Raw genomic sequence first — 13,852 nt, forward strand, 5'->3', positions numbered from 1 at the left:
CCAAACTTCCGTTGCCTCACTGCCTCCCGACCCCGCAATTTTTTGAAAAAAATTGAGTAAAACTTTAGATGCGAAACAGGTTCTAAGCTCCTGACTAGGGCGGGGCTGGCAAAGCTTTTCGTTTCGGGGTCAGCCGATCCAGGTGAAGCGGGGGATGGGTTTCCCGTCCCGCTCGACATCGCCGAGGAACATCTCAAGCGGACGCACCCAAAGTGCCTGCTCCCCATAGAGTGCGCGGTATACAACCAGCTCTTCGAGCGTCTCGCTGTGCCGCGCGCAGCCGACCACCTCGTATTCGTTCCCCTTGAAATGGCGGTAGCGCCCGATTTGTAACGTGCGGGGTTCCGGTCTGGCCGGTTCCGGCTGGGAAACCGCGGCAGGGAGGTCTGCCTGCTGGACATACTGCTCATAGACATGCGGCTCCACAAAAATCCGCGCTCCATATGCGGGCAGTTCGAGCTTGAAATTACCATCGTTGGTTTCAAACCGGGTACCGGTGAACAGATCAACCAGCGCAGAGGTCCTTCCGCGGAATTCGATATACTCCGGATGCTCGGAAAGGTTGAGCGCAACATAAACCTGTTGTTCAGGGGTGGCACGCAAAAACGCAAGCTGCTCGTTCTTCACGGTGAGCTGGTCGTACCCGCCATATTGGAGGGCAGGCAGCGCGTGACGGATTTTTCCAAGCGTTTTCAGGTGGTTGAGCAGCGCGAGGTTGGGGCTGGGAATGCTGCCCAGGTCGAGGCAGGGCCGCAGAGGCGCGTCTGAATGGTTTTGCCGGACCCCCTGAACGCCCCATTCGCTGCCATAGTAGAGCGATGGGACGCCGGGCATGGTGTAAAGCAGGGTATAGACATTGCAGAGATGGGAATGGTTGCTCAGGGTGGAAGCAAGCCGGTTGACGTCGTGGTTGTCCACAAAGTTGTAAAGGCAGAGCGAACGGTAGATACCGCCGTTCCCGCCCGACTGCCGGTTGAGCGAATAGGCAATCTCAAAGTAGTTTTTGTCGTTGTGGGAGGAGTAAAGCCCTTTGCGGCATTCGTAGTTGGTGACCGAATCGAGCGCACCGGGGTTCGCCCAACGGTTGTAATCCCCATGGATGATCTCGCCCATCAGCCAGAAATCGGGGTTTCTGCCCTTGCAGTAGTTCCGGAGCTGGTGGAAAAAGTCCATGTCCACACAGTCAGCCGCGTCAAGGCGCAGACCGTCGATCCCGAATTCGTCGATCCACATGCCCACCGCGCCAAGCAGATGGCTCACAACGTCCGGATTGCGCAGGTTGAGCTTGACCAGATTGTAATGCCCCTGCCAGCCTTCGTACCAGAATGGATCCCCCAGCGGGCTGCCGCCGCCAAAATTGAGGTTGTGGAACCAGCCGCAGTAGGGGGAGGCGGACCCGTTTTTCTGCACATCCTGAAAAGCCCAGAATTCGCGCCCAACGTGGTTGAATACACCGTCGAGCACCACCCGGATGCCGTTTTCATGCAGCTCGCGGCAGAGACGTTTGAAATCCTCGTTCGAGCCGAGGCGGCGGTCGATGTTATAGTAATCGCGGGTATCATAGCCGTGTTCGCTCGATTCAAACACCGGCCCGATATAGAGCGCATTGACCCCAAGTTCCCGCAGATGGGGAATCCAGCCGGAGAGTTTCCCGATCCGGTTAACAGGGGCGTCTTGGCCGTTCTGCTGCGGCGCCCCGCAGAATCCGAGCGGATAGATATGATAGAAGATTGATTCGTTTACCCAGTTCATAGATTACACCTGTCCTTTTGTGATTTTTTCCAGCACTGCCTATCATCGAAGGACTTCAGAAGAATCCGGACATCCTTTTGAAACCTGCGGCCCTCTGGCCACAGGAAGCCCACCAAAGGTGGCCCTGCTCCGTATTACAGCAGGCAATGCCTGTGCCTGGTGCCCACTGCTTGAAAACAGAATGTTTCAAGTGAGCTGCCTATACTATACGCCTATTTACTAAAAATAGCAATAAAAAAGGAGGAAGCCGCCTATGATTTGAGGCAGGCAGCTTCCTCAATGAAAAATAAAAAGAGTGGGAAGACAAGCTGGCGGGGTTGCGTAAAAGAGAAGGATAGGCAACCCTTAATAGTTTTTGGCCTGAATCTGGAAGTATGCCTGCGGATGATCGCAGACCGGGCAGATCTCAGGCGCTTTTTCGCCGACATGGATATGACCACAGTTGCTGCACTGCCAGATCATAACGCCGGTGCGTGCAAAAACCTGTTCGGTTTCAATATTTTTGAGCAGGGCGCGGTAACGCTCCTCGTGCTCCTTTTCAATCTTTCCAACCGCCTCGAAGAGGTACGCGATCCGGTCGAACCCTTCCTCTTTGGCTTCCTTCGCAAACTTTGCGTACATATCGGTCCACTCGAAGTTTTCGCCGGAAGCGGCATCCGCAAGGTTGACAGTGGTGGACGGTACACCGTCGTGCAGCAGCTTAAACCAGATCTTCGCATGTTCCCGCTCGTTGCCGGCGGTCTCCAGGAAAAAGTTCGCAATCTGTACAAACCCTTCCTTCTTTGCCTTGGAGGCATAATAGGTGTATTTGTTGGTCGCCTGGGATTCACCCGCAAAGGCGGCCATCAGGTTGGCTTCGGTTTTGGTGCCCTTCAAATTGTCCATGTCAATCAACCTCTTTCTGCGATATTTCTACCGCCTTGTTCCGGCAGATGTTTCCCAGCACATGCAGGACAGAACCCCTCAAACAGAATCTGGTAGCCGGTGATCGAGAATCCCGCAAGATTTTTCAGCTGTTCTTCCAGCCCTGCAAATTCGGCAATCGGCAGATCAAAAAGGTTGCCGCAGCCACAGCACCGCATATGGTGGTGCGAATCGGTCCGGCCATCAAACCGGTCCGAAGCAGCCGGCATCGGAATTCTGCGCAGTATGCCCTGCTCGGCAAGCAGGTTCAAATTGCGGTAGACGGTGCCAAGGCTGATATTCGGTTCCTGTTCGCGGACCATCGCATAGACGGTATCAGCAGTTGGATGGACAGGATTCTCCATCACCGTTTCGAGGATCAGTTCCCGCTGTCTGGAATATTTCATAGCCGGATACTTCCTTTACCGATAATAAGAATAATTTCTAAAATTATTTTATACCAGAATGGGAGGAATGTCAAGCCCTTTTCCCATTTTACTTTACATCCGAAAACAGTTGTGCTATCATAATTTGCAAAACAGATATAATACGGTATACTGGCTTTTTCCGTTCTGCGGGGCGGGCAGAAAGGCCGGGCCAGCGGCATCCGTTGAAAAACCGAACAATCCGGAGAGGACAAAAAGACAGGAGGCGACCTTCGCAGATGAAATCCTATCGAAAAGAGCTGCATTTTCGTTTGCCGGCCCGCCGTGGGCTGGTGAATATCACCCGGCAGGTGCAGGAAGCGATTACAGAGAGCGGTATTCAGGAGGGGCTGGTGCTGGTCAATGCGATGAACATTACCGCGAGCGTTTTTATCAACGATGACGAAAGCGGCCTGCACCAGGATTACGAGGTATGGCTCGAGAAGCTCGCGCCCGAAAAGCCGTACGACCAGTACCGGCACAACGGCTTCGAAGACAATGCGGACGCGCACCTCAAACGTACGGTGATGGGCCGGGAAACGGTGGTCGCGGTGACCGAAGGAAAGCTGGATTTCGGCAGATGGGAACAGATTTTCTACTTTGAGTTTGACGGCAAACGGGATAAACGGGTTCTCATCAAGATCATCGGTGAGTAGGAGGTGGAAGCACAATGACCGATCTGGAAGCGATCGAGCGGCGCGTTTCCCGCCGCGCCTATCGGCCGGAACCTCTGGAACCGGAACAGGTGCAGGCGCTCGAACTGCTGGCCCGCCAATGCAGCCGGGATGCGGAACTGAACATCCGGCTTGTGCAGGACGATCCCGCAGCGTTCAGAAGCCTGCGGCGCAGCTATGGGATGTTCTCCGGCGTGCGGCATTATTTTGCAATGGCAGGCAGTTCCGCCGACCTCTGCCTGAACGAGAAGGTCGGCTACTATGGGGAGAAGCTGGTGCTGGAGGCGACCAAGCTTGGCTTGGGAACCTGCTGGGTCGGCGGGACATTCGACCGCAAGCGGTGCGCAGTCCAGCCCGCAGCAGGTGAAGAGCTGGTCTGCCTGATCGTGGCCGGAAAACCGGCGACCGGGGAGGCAGCCGGAAAGGAACGGCTGGTTTACAGGCTCGCGCACCGCTCGGCCAAACCGGTGGAGCAGATGTATGAAGCGGCGAGCCAGCCGCCCGAATGGTTTCTGGAGGGGATGTGGGCGGTGCAGAAGGCGCCGTCTGGGTTCAACCGGCAGCCGGTGCGCTTCACATGGGCGAATGGGGAAGCGACTGCGCAGGTCCCGGATTATGCGACCCATCAGAGCATCGACCTCGGGATCGCGAAGCTGCATTTTGAGCTTGCCGCCGAGCGGGGGCAATGGGGTGTTGGAAACGGCGCGGCCTTTCGCAGATAGGTGCATGAACCCTTTGGCAATGGGCATTTTATAGTCAATCGGAAAGAGAACCGAAAAGGAGAGAGGCAGATGTTACAGGCGGGGACAAAAGCACCCGGGTTCATCCTGAACGACAAGGAGGGGAACCCGGTCAGCCTTGCGGATTTCGCAGGCAAAAAGGTGGTCCTGTATTTTTATCCGCGCGACAATACCCCCGGCTGCACCCGGCAGGCATGTGCTTTCCGGGATGCTTGGCCGGAATATGAAGGGCGCGGGGTGGCGGTTATCGGGGTCAGCAAGGACAGCGAGCGCTCCCATCGGAATTTTGCGGAAAAACAGGGGCTTCCGTTCCTGCTGCTCGCGGACCCTGCGCTCGAGGCAATCCAGGCATATGATGTCTGGAAGGAAAAGAAGCTGTATGGAAAGGTCAGCATGGGGGTGGCCCGCACCACCTATGTGATTGATGAAAATGGTATGATCGAGAAGGTCTTTGAGAAGGCCAAGCCGGACACCAATGCCGCGGATGTACTGGCGTGGCTGGATGGGGAGCCCCATCCATGACCGGCAAGCTGCGGAGCAACATCCGGCCCGGCGCACTGGTGGACATCGTGCTGAAAAAGGACCAGCCCACCGGGAAGCTGACCCGCGGGCATGTCAAGCGTATTCTGACCAACAGTCCCAGCCACCCCCACGGGATCAAGGTGATGCTTGAGGAGGGGGACCAGGTTGGACGGGTACAGGAGGTTCTGGAGGCGTGAACGGGCTTTGCCGTTCGAGAGAAAAAGGGAGGGTATTTGTGGAAAACAGCATTGTTGAGATTTACAGTAAGGCGACCTATCTGCCATTCTTGAAATATTGTCAGGAGCGGCGCTATCAAACGATGGAGGACCTGGCGCGCTGCCCGTTCCATCTGCTCGGCAAGGAACCGGGTTTTACACCGCTTCTGGCCAGCCGGGTCAAGGCGGTTTACGATTCCTACTGCAAAACACAGGGAATTGCACAGCCGGTCCGGCAGGCCGTGGAACCCGCCGGCAAGGCCTTTGCAGAGCCGGAACTGGTCAAATGGCTCTATGCCTATTTCCAGAAACACCAGGAGAAGCTGGTCACCGTCTCCGAGCTGGTCAAAGAACTGAGCGGGCGCGCCGGACGTCCGGCAGTTTTGAAGGTCCTGCAAAATGTGTCGTGGTGCAGCGCGGTCGATAAAAACACCTTTTTCTATTCCGGAAAACAGGAGGAAGCCTGAAATGCTGGCATTGACCCACAGTGGAAAATTTCATGCGGACGATGTTTTCGCATCCGCGCTCCTGCGCATCTGCTATCCCGGCATTGAAATCCGCAGGACGTTCGAGATTCCGGAGGGGTTCGACGGGCTGATATTCGACATCGGCGGAGGCGGGTTTGACCACCATCAGACAGGCGCTCCGGTGCGCCCGAACGGCGTCCCCTACGCCGCTTTCGGCCTGCTCTGGCGGGAGTATGGGCCGGGGCTGGTCGGGGAAGAGGAGGCTGCCCGGATTGATGCTCACTTTGTCCAGCCGCTCGACCTGGATGACAATACCGGATGTGGGCATCCGCTGGCTGGGATGGTTGCTTCGTTTAATCCGAGCTGGGATTCGGAGGCGTCCTCCGACGAGTGTTTTGCACAGGTGGTCGGGATCGCGCAGTTGATCCTGGAAAAACGGTTTGAACTGGTGTGGAGCATCCAGCGCGCCAGAAAGATGGTGGAGGGCGCGCTTGCGCAGATGCAGGACGGGATCGTCCTGCTCGAACGGTTTGCCCCGTGGAAAGCGGTGCTCTGCCCCTCTGAAGCGCAGTTTGTAGTCTATCCGTCCCAAAGGGGCGGGTTCAGCGCACAGGGGGTGCCGTCCGAGCCGGAGGGGAATGCGCTCAAATGCCCGTTCCCGGCGGCCTGGGCGGGCCGTTCGGCCAGCGAGCTGAGGGAGTTGTCCGGGATCCCGGGGCTGCGGTTCTGCCACAACAACCGGTTCCTGATTACCGCTGAAACACAGGAGGACGCGGTCGCGGCCTGTAAACAGGCGATGCACAGTCCCCACCCCTCCTGCCCATGAAGAAAAAGACCTGCTGCAAGAGATGCTGACATGATATCGCAAAAGGGGATGGTTCTCGATGAAGGGATTTGTGGAGACGTTTTTGGCGTGTCTCTTGTTCATTATGGTCTTTGGCTGCTTCATTCTGCCGGTTCTTATGGGCAGCTTCTGGCTGCTCCTGCTTTTTGGTTCGGCGGTTCTGGCGCTTCAGGTCTCCGCTTTGATGCATCTGCTTACCAGCATCGACAGCCTGGAGAAACGGGTCGAACAGCTCGAATCCCATAGAGAACCGGAGGATTAGGGCCTGTCGCCAAAATTCGCAGGAAGGACAACTTTCGTTCAAAGAATATTCACCAAAGCCGGTTGTTTTGCTGTATAATTGTGGTATAACAGCTGCAAAACAGCTATTATACCCGAGTTATGGCCAGGACGATGCGCAGGCAGAGCCTGCTCCCGTCCCGATGGCCAATTATACCATATCGCTCCGCGATTCTGGTATAATAGCTGCAAAGCAAGCCATTATACCAGAGCTATGGCTAATGATACCATATACACAAGGGCTGGACCTGGCCTGCATCCCTGTGCCTGATCCGATTTTAAAACGGGAGGAACAACATCATGTCAATCGGAAAAATCCTGATTTGTGACGACGACCGCAACATCTGTGAATTGCTCCGGCTTTATCTCGAGAAGGAGGGGTACACCCTCTCAATCGCGAATGATGGGGAAGAAGCGCTCGCAAAGTTCAATGCGGACACCCCGGACCTGATCCTGCTCGACATCATGATGCCAAAACTGGATGGATGGCAGGTCTGCCGCGAGATCCGCAAAAAGTCCAACTGCCCGATCATCATGATTACCGCGAAGGGCGAGACGTTTGACAAGGTGCTTGGGCTGGAGCTGGGATCGGACGATTATGTGGTCAAGCCGTTCGACCCCAAGGAGATCGTCGCGCGGATCAAGGCGATCATGCGGCGCACCGGCAAGAGCGCGTCCGACTCGGACATCAAGGAGGTCAGCTATGACAGGCTGGTTGTCAACATGACCAGATACGAGCTGAAAGTGGATGGCAGGGTGGTGGATACCCCGCCCAAGGAGCTGGAGCTTCTTTACCATCTTGCGAGCAACCCAAACCGGGTCTATACCCGCGACCAGCTGCTTGATGAGGTGTGGGGGTTCGAGTACTATGGGGATAGCCGCACCGTTGACGTGCATGTCAAGCGGCTCCGTGAGAAGCTCGAAGGGGTTTCGGATCAGTGGACGCTCAAAACGGTCTGGGGCGTTGGCTATAAATTTGAAGTGAAAGAATAAGAATCGAGAAGGCTGCCTGTTCCGGCGGCCTTTTTTAAAAGACGGTGGTTTTATGCGGAAGACGTTGTTTAGCAAACACTTCATAATGGTTTCAGCCATTATCCTGTTGAGCCTGGTTGTTCTGGGGGCGGTGCTGCTGACCTTTGCCTCTCAGTATTTTAAGCAGGACCGTTACAAGCTGCTGGGGCATAATGCAGAGCTGGCGGCGACCCTCACCTATTCCAGCCTGAAAAACAATGAGTATCAGGCGGTCAATGCGCGGATTGTCCTGCCGTCCTACGCAGTGCTTGCCAATTCGATCGACGCGGACATCTATCTGGCTGATACCAACGGCAAGATACTGCTGTTTGCAGGCGGCTCCTCCTCCGAACGGGAGGAAAAGGAGATCCCGCAGGAGGTCTTGAATGCTGCGTTTGACAAGGGCGAGTATGAAGAGCTTGGCAAGATGAACGGAATCTACAAGGATGGGCATTATACAGTCGGCACGCCGATCTATACCGAGGATGGAAAACGTGCGGCCGTAGTTTTTGTCTCCGCTTCGGCGGGCGCATTGAGCGTATTCCTCTCCGAGATTCTCCGGATGTTTATTGTCAGCTCCCTGGCGGTTCTGATTCTGGCATTTGCAGGGGTCTATTTCACCACTGCCGATCTGGTGCGCCCGCTGCGCAAGATGGTCGCTGCAACCCAGAGCTTTTCCAAGGGGGACTTTACCATGAGGGTCCCGGTCGAGAGCTATGACGAGATCGGCCAGCTTGCGATTTCGTTCAACAACATGGCTTCCTCCCTCGCGACCACCGAGGTTGCCCGGCGGTCGTTCACCGCGAATGTATCCCACGAGCTGCGCACCCCCATGACCACGATCGCCGGATTTGTAGACGGCATCCTCGACGGCACTATCCCCCCTGAAAGGCGGGATGATTATCTGCGGATCGTCTCGGACGAGATCAAACGGCTTTCCCGCCTGGTGCGCTCGATGCTCAACATCGCCCGGATTGAGGCAGGGGAACTGGAGATGAAGCCCGACCTGTTCGATGTGAACGATACCGTTATCAAGACGGTGTTCACCTTTGAGCAGCCGCTTGAGGCAAAACAGATCGAGGTGCGCGGGCTGGATCGCGGAAAGGTGATGGTCGAGGCCGACCCCGACCTGATCCATCAGGTCGTCTATAACCTGATCGAAAATGCGTTTAAATTTGTCAACGAAGGTGGATATATTGAAGTAAATTATACAGAGAGTGATGCAGGCACCGCAGTCGGGATCAAGAATTCGGGCGATGGCATCGCGAAGGACGAGATTCCCCACATCTTTGACCGGTTCTATAAGACCGACAAATCCCGCAGCCGGGACAAGGGCGGCGCGGGGCTGGGGCTGCATATCGTTCGCTCGATTATCAACCTGCATGGCGGAGACATCATCGTGCGCAGTGTAGAGGGGGAATACAGCGAGTTTGTCTTTACCATCCCGAACCCACAGTCCAAGGCGCGGGCGAAAAAGGAGAAGGAGAAGGAAAAGGACAAGGACAAGGAAAAAGAGAAGGAACCGCCGGTTTCCTGAGAACCTGCCCGCATCCAAGCGCATGGTAAAATCAGAATCACAAATTGAAATTTGGACAGGAGGCTATTATGATGCTTGATCTTATACCTGGTGCGGAAGAGATGGTAATTTTAGTGGGGGGATCGCTGTACGATATTTGGAATCAATTAAATGCTGCTATTGATGAAAGATATGACATGGAGTGTTCGTGGGATCAAGGCGGGAAAGCGTGGAAATATGAATATAAATACCGTCGGGGAGGAAAAACGCTGTGCGCATTATATGCGAAGGAAAACTGCGTAGGATTTATGGTGATCTTAGGGAAAGACGAAAGGTTAAAATTTGAGGCAGACAGGGAAAATTATTCCAAAGAAGTGCAGAGGATTTACGATGAAACGCAAACGTATCATGACGGGAAATGGCTGATGTTTGAGCCAACGGATACCGCTTTGTTTGATGATTTCATCAGACTGTTGAGAATCAAAAGAAAACCAAACAGAAAGTAGTTTCGCACCACACCATACAAGGGAGGGCGCGGGGCTGGAGCCGCATATCGTGCGCTCGATCGCCAACCTGCTCGGAATTGGGGGAGGGCAAACAATGAAACGAGAATTAGGAATCGCAAGATGTGGACTTGCTTGTTGCCTGTGTTCAGAAAATATAAAATGCAATGGCTGTTATTCGGATAACTGTCCGGACTACACCCAATGTGAAAATAGAAAATGCTCCATCGAAAAGGGATTCTTAGGCTGTTATGCCTGTGAAATGGATTGCAAAAGAGGATTACTGAACAAAATCAAGCCATATGGTTTTACATTGTTTATAAAAAGATATGGTATAGAGAAACTTCTTGACTGCCTTGAGGAAAATGAAAAAAGAGGAATCCGATATCATCGTAAAGGAATCATTGGTGATTATGATAATTTTGATGATGTGGAAAAGCTAATTGAATTTATTAAGACAGGAAAACGATAAATTCCGGTTTATCGGGGAGCTGTCTGCAAGGCTGTTCCCCTTTTTCATATTTTGGCAGCAGACAGACTGGTTTGTTAACCGGTATTTCACAAAATCAGACAATCTTTTCAAATACCGTTTATTTTAATTTCACAATTATCCGATATACTATAATCAAACAAATCCAAAGAATCAGAGCAGACTGAACTGGACCAGAAGGGATGAAATATATGAGCGATAATATGAATTATAACCCCAACGAGATGCAGGATTCTCCGGAATCCTCCGGCGGCGGATACGGTCAGCCCAGCCAGCCCAACCAGCCGCCAAACGGCAACCCATACGTCTGGCAGGCGCCGCCCCAGCAGGAGGGTAAGGGTTATCAGCCGCCCTTCACCCAGCAGCCGGGTCAGGGATGGGGCAACCCGAGGGCCGGGTCCGGCGCAGGCCCTGAAAAAGAGAAAGAGCCGTACCAGTGGAACTACGCCGAATATGAGCAGGCACAGGCCGCAGCGGTCAAGCCGCGCAAAAAACGTAAGGGACTGATGGTGTTCGGCATCCTGCTCGGGACAGTGCTTGCCGCTTCGGTGCTCGTCTTTGCGGGGGTTGGCATCTATTCCACCTTTGCCCCGGCTCCGTCCGATACGGTACAGCTTCCGGATGACCAGCAGACGGTGCGGGTTCCGGCATCCGACCTGCCCAGTATCACGCTCAACAACAAGCCACAGAATGTGCCGGATGAGCAGCTTTCCAACGGGCGTCTCACGACCGAGCAGATCGTCGAAAAAATCCAGCCTTCCATTGTGGCGATCACCACCTATTTCGAGACCCAGGGCTACAGCGGGCAGGGGCTTGGCAGCGGCATTATCATGCGGGAGGACGGCTATATCGTCACCAATGCACATGTGGTGGAAAACGCACAGGGGATTACTGTTATCCTGAGCGATGCGGAAACCAAGTATGAAGGCCGGGTCGTGGGGATTGACACCAAGACCGACCTCGCGGTCATCAAGGTGGATGCCACCGGCCTGGCCCCGGCGGAATTCGGCAATTCGGAAGAGACCAAGGTGGGTGAGAAGGTGCTGGCGATCGGCAGCCCACAGTCGCTTGAGTTTGCCGGCAGTGTGACCCAGGGGATCGTCTCGGGGCTGAACCGGACCCTCACCGCTAGGGACGACCTCGGCTCAATGACAACCTATTCCAACCTGATCCAGACCGACGCGGCGATCAACTCGGGTAACTCGGGCGGCGCTCTGGTGAACGAATATGGGCAGGTAATCGGGATCAACTCGGCAAAGGTGATTGCAACCGGCTCGGACGGTATGGGTTTTGCGATCCCGACCAGCGAGGCCAAACCGATTATTGATGACCTGATCCAGTATGGACGGGTTACCGGGCGGGTCATGCTCGGGATCACCGCTTCGGCGGTGGACGAGGTGCGCGCACGCCTGAACCAGTGGCCGACCGGGCTTCTGGTGCAGTCGACCGAGGAAGGCTCGGACATCTCGAAAAAAGGCGTGGTACCCAATGACATCATCACCAAGGCGGATGGGCAGGAGCTGGATGGGTTCCAGTCGCTCAGTGATGTGCTTGATGGGAAAAAACCGGGCGACACGGTCGAACTGGAGGTTTACCGTCAGGGCAGCCGCTATGGAGAGAGCGGCAGGTTCTTCAATATCACCGTTGAGCTGATGGAGGATATGGGCGGGACGTCCACCCCTGCCAACCAACAGCAGATTCCGCAGCAGCAGGCCCCCAATAACACGCAGACCCCCGACAGCACCCAGAATCCTGGCTACGACCAGTTTGAAGAGTTCTTCAACTACTTCTTCAACTGACGCATAAGGGGAACCATCTCCCCCGGATGAACAAATCCGGGGGAGATATTGTATATGGAAAAGTGTGTGGTTACCAGGTGAAATTCCGGTAAAATTTTTTGAAATTCCCGCAGTTTGCATAGATTTGTTTACAAATATGCTGTATACTTGAATTATGAAATGCAAACCACTGCTGAGAGTGACAATGATGAAAAGGAGATCGCCATGAATCGCACACAGATGTCCGCATATGCCACGCTTGTTCTGGTGACAGACCAGTTTGCCTGTGAACGTATTATCAAATCCGCCAGGGTGATCGCCGACCTTTCCGATACCGAACTGCTTGTTCTGAGCGTTATGAAAAATGGTTCGCAGACCAACCCTGCTGCATTGGAACACCTGTTTGAAGTAGCCAAGGAGTACAGCGCACAGATGACCGTACAGTTTTCAGATAACCCGAAGAGCGCCATTGTCCATTATATCCGGGAAAACCATGTGGTCAATGCGGTGACCGGTATGCCGCAGAACGAACGCTCGATCCTTGTGCAGATGTGGAAGCGGCTGCTGAACGTCCGTTTTTATACGGTGACCCAGCGCGGGGAGCTGCACGAGGTAGTCGACCGGACTTTCCACCGGCCGCCGGCCAAGATGGACCCGGCCTCGGACGCCGCCCCCGCTGTCCAGTAAAGCGAGCAAAGGAAGATGAGCTTTGAATATTACTGTCAAACAGATTGAGTATAAAAGTACCAATGGGCTGAACACCATCTTCGGATGGCTTTACATCCCGGCAGGGGAGATGCGGGGTATCGTGCAGATCTGCCATGGGATGTCGGAGCATATGGGCCGTTACCATGATTTTATGCGGTTTCTGGCGCAGCATGGCTATGTCGCCTGCGGGGTTGACCACATCGGGCATGGGCGCTCGTCCTACGAGAACAAGTTTGGCTGGTTCGGGGAAAAGGACGGCTGGCGCACCCTTATCGAGGATCAATACAAGTTCCACAAGATTGTGCACAGCGAGGTGCCGTTCTGTGAACGGTCGGTGCTCCTTGGGCACAGCATGGGTTCGTTTGTCACACGGCTTTATGCGATGAAATACCCTTCTACGCTCAGTGGGATGATCCTGAGCGGCACTGCCAGAAGCGGGCTGAAGGTGGAGCTGGCGCAGCGTGCCGCGGCGCGGTCGGTCCGCAAATACGGGCCGGGCGCGATCGACCGGGACCTCAATCGGATGGTCTTTGGCCCGTTTCTCAAGGGGTTCCAGCCGTGGCGCACCAAATCCGACTGGCTCTCCCGGGATACCGCATGGGTGGACCAGTATGTGTCGGACGAACGCTGCGGGTTCCTGTTCACCTCCGCGGGGTTTTACGACCTGTTCACCCTCGTGAGCCGGTCTAACGACCGTTCCTGCTTCGAGGGGGCCAGAAAGGAGCTGCCGATCCTGCTGTTTGCGGGGACAATGGACCCGGTAGGGGAGTACGGGAAAGGCCCTTCCCAGGTGTATGAGCGCTACCGGAAGGCGGGCGTGCGGGACGTGGAACTCAAGCTGTATGAGGGCGGGCGGCATGAGATGCTCGGGGAGGTCAACCGGGTACAGGTGTACGGAGACCTGCTTGGCTGGCTGAATGCACATCTCCCGATGCCGGAGCCGCGGAAAGAGGAAGGATTCCCGGAAGATGCGGAATTCGAATAAAAAAATACGGACGCCAAATGTTCTATCTGGCGTCCGTATT

17 protein-coding genes are annotated in these 13,852 nt (G+C 54.9%); 14 read left to right on the forward strand and 3 right to left on the reverse strand.

Annotated elements, in window-relative coordinates:
- Positions 1–129 precede the first annotated feature (129 nt).
- From C814_RS16385 to C814_RS16395, 3 genes are all read right to left on the reverse strand, one after another.
- Positions 130–1,752, reverse strand: coding sequence for a DUF1653 domain-containing protein (locus C814_RS16385; protein WP_016316505.1), 1,623 nt, complete (start codon positions 1,750–1,752; stop codon positions 130–132).
- A gap of 345 nt (positions 1,753–2,097) precedes the next feature.
- Positions 2,098–2,637: a rubrerythrin gene (gene rbr, locus C814_RS16390; RefSeq protein WP_016316506.1), complete on the reverse strand. Its 540-nt coding sequence runs from the start codon at positions 2,635–2,637 to the stop codon at positions 2,098–2,100.
- A gap of 5 nt (positions 2,638–2,642) precedes the next feature.
- Positions 2,643–3,062 carry a Fur family transcriptional regulator gene (locus C814_RS16395; RefSeq protein WP_016316507.1) on the reverse strand — a complete coding sequence of 140 codons (420 nt, stop codon included), beginning with the start codon at positions 3,060–3,062 and terminating at the stop codon, positions 2,643–2,645.
- A gap of 257 nt (positions 3,063–3,319) precedes the next feature.
- Between C814_RS16395 and C814_RS16400 the strand changes: the two genes are divergently transcribed.
- The 14 genes from C814_RS16400 to C814_RS16455 all read left to right on the forward strand — a co-directional run bounded on the left by C814_RS16400 (position 3,320) and on the right by C814_RS16455 (position 13,812).
- On the forward strand, positions 3,320–3,736 hold the full coding sequence (locus C814_RS16400; RefSeq protein WP_016316508.1) for a secondary thiamine-phosphate synthase enzyme YjbQ: 417 nt from the start codon (positions 3,320–3,322) through the stop codon (positions 3,734–3,736).
- 14 nt (positions 3,737–3,750) lie between these two features.
- Complete coding sequence (locus tag C814_RS16405; protein ID WP_016316509.1) at positions 3,751–4,476, forward strand: nitroreductase family protein; 726 nt, start codon at positions 3,751–3,753, stop codon at positions 4,474–4,476.
- Between the two features lie 69 nt (positions 4,477–4,545).
- Positions 4,546–5,016: a thioredoxin-dependent thiol peroxidase gene (gene bcp, locus C814_RS16410; RefSeq protein ID WP_016316510.1), complete on the forward strand. Its 471-nt coding sequence runs from the start codon at positions 4,546–4,548 to the stop codon at positions 5,014–5,016.
- Positions 5,013–5,213 carry a YwbE family protein gene (locus tag C814_RS16415; protein ID WP_016316511.1) on the forward strand — a complete coding sequence of 67 codons (201 nt, stop codon included), beginning with the start codon at positions 5,013–5,015 and terminating at the stop codon, positions 5,211–5,213. Before bcp ends, C814_RS16415 begins: the two co-directional genes overlap by 4 nt.
- Positions 5,214–5,251: 38 nt before the next feature.
- A complete protein-coding gene (locus tag C814_RS16420; protein WP_155846410.1) occupies positions 5,252–5,698 on the forward strand; it encodes a hypothetical protein in 447 nt (148 codons plus the stop codon).
- Position 5,699: 1 nt separating this feature from the next.
- Complete coding sequence (locus C814_RS16425) at positions 5,700–6,524, forward strand: MYG1 family protein (RefSeq protein WP_016316513.1); 825 nt, start codon at positions 5,700–5,702, stop codon at positions 6,522–6,524.
- Positions 6,525–6,582: 58 nt separating this feature from the next.
- Complete coding sequence (locus C814_RS16430; protein WP_016316514.1) at positions 6,583–6,804, forward strand: hypothetical protein; 222 nt, start codon at positions 6,583–6,585, stop codon at positions 6,802–6,804.
- 317 nt (positions 6,805–7,121) lie between these two features.
- On the forward strand, positions 7,122–7,814 hold the full coding sequence (locus C814_RS16435) for a response regulator transcription factor (protein WP_016316515.1): 693 nt from the start codon (positions 7,122–7,124) through the stop codon (positions 7,812–7,814).
- Positions 7,815–7,866: 52 nt separating this feature from the next.
- Complete coding sequence (locus C814_RS16440; RefSeq protein ID WP_016316516.1) at positions 7,867–9,369, forward strand: sensor histidine kinase; 1,503 nt, start codon at positions 7,867–7,869, stop codon at positions 9,367–9,369.
- Between the two features lie 71 nt (positions 9,370–9,440).
- Positions 9,441–9,854 carry a DUF3788 domain-containing protein gene (locus tag C814_RS16445; protein ID WP_022788480.1) on the forward strand — a complete coding sequence of 138 codons (414 nt, stop codon included), beginning with the start codon at positions 9,441–9,443 and terminating at the stop codon, positions 9,852–9,854.
- A 94-nt stretch (positions 9,855–9,948) separates the two neighbouring features.
- Positions 9,949–10,323 carry a hypothetical protein gene (locus C814_RS23060; RefSeq protein WP_016316518.1) on the forward strand — a complete coding sequence of 125 codons (375 nt, stop codon included), beginning with the start codon at positions 9,949–9,951 and terminating at the stop codon, positions 10,321–10,323.
- Positions 10,324–10,532: 209 nt separating this feature from the next.
- Positions 10,533–12,140: a S1C family serine protease gene (locus tag C814_RS22430; protein ID WP_016316519.1), complete on the forward strand. Its 1,608-nt coding sequence runs from the start codon at positions 10,533–10,535 to the stop codon at positions 12,138–12,140.
- Between the two features lie 204 nt (positions 12,141–12,344).
- Positions 12,345–12,806 (forward strand): adenine nucleotide alpha hydrolase family protein, encoded by a 462-nt coding sequence (locus tag C814_RS22435; protein WP_016316520.1) that lies wholly within the window; start codon positions 12,345–12,347, stop codon positions 12,804–12,806.
- Between the two features lie 22 nt (positions 12,807–12,828).
- Positions 12,829–13,812, forward strand: a complete 984-nt coding sequence (locus tag C814_RS16455; RefSeq protein WP_016316521.1) for an alpha/beta fold hydrolase — start codon at positions 12,829–12,831, stop codon at positions 13,810–13,812.
- Positions 13,813–13,852: the final 40 nt, after the last annotated feature.

The organism is Anaerotruncus sp. G3(2012), assembly GCF_000403395.2.
In the GTDB taxonomy this organism is placed as follows: domain Bacteria; phylum Bacillota; class Clostridia; order Oscillospirales; family Ruminococcaceae; genus Anaerotruncus.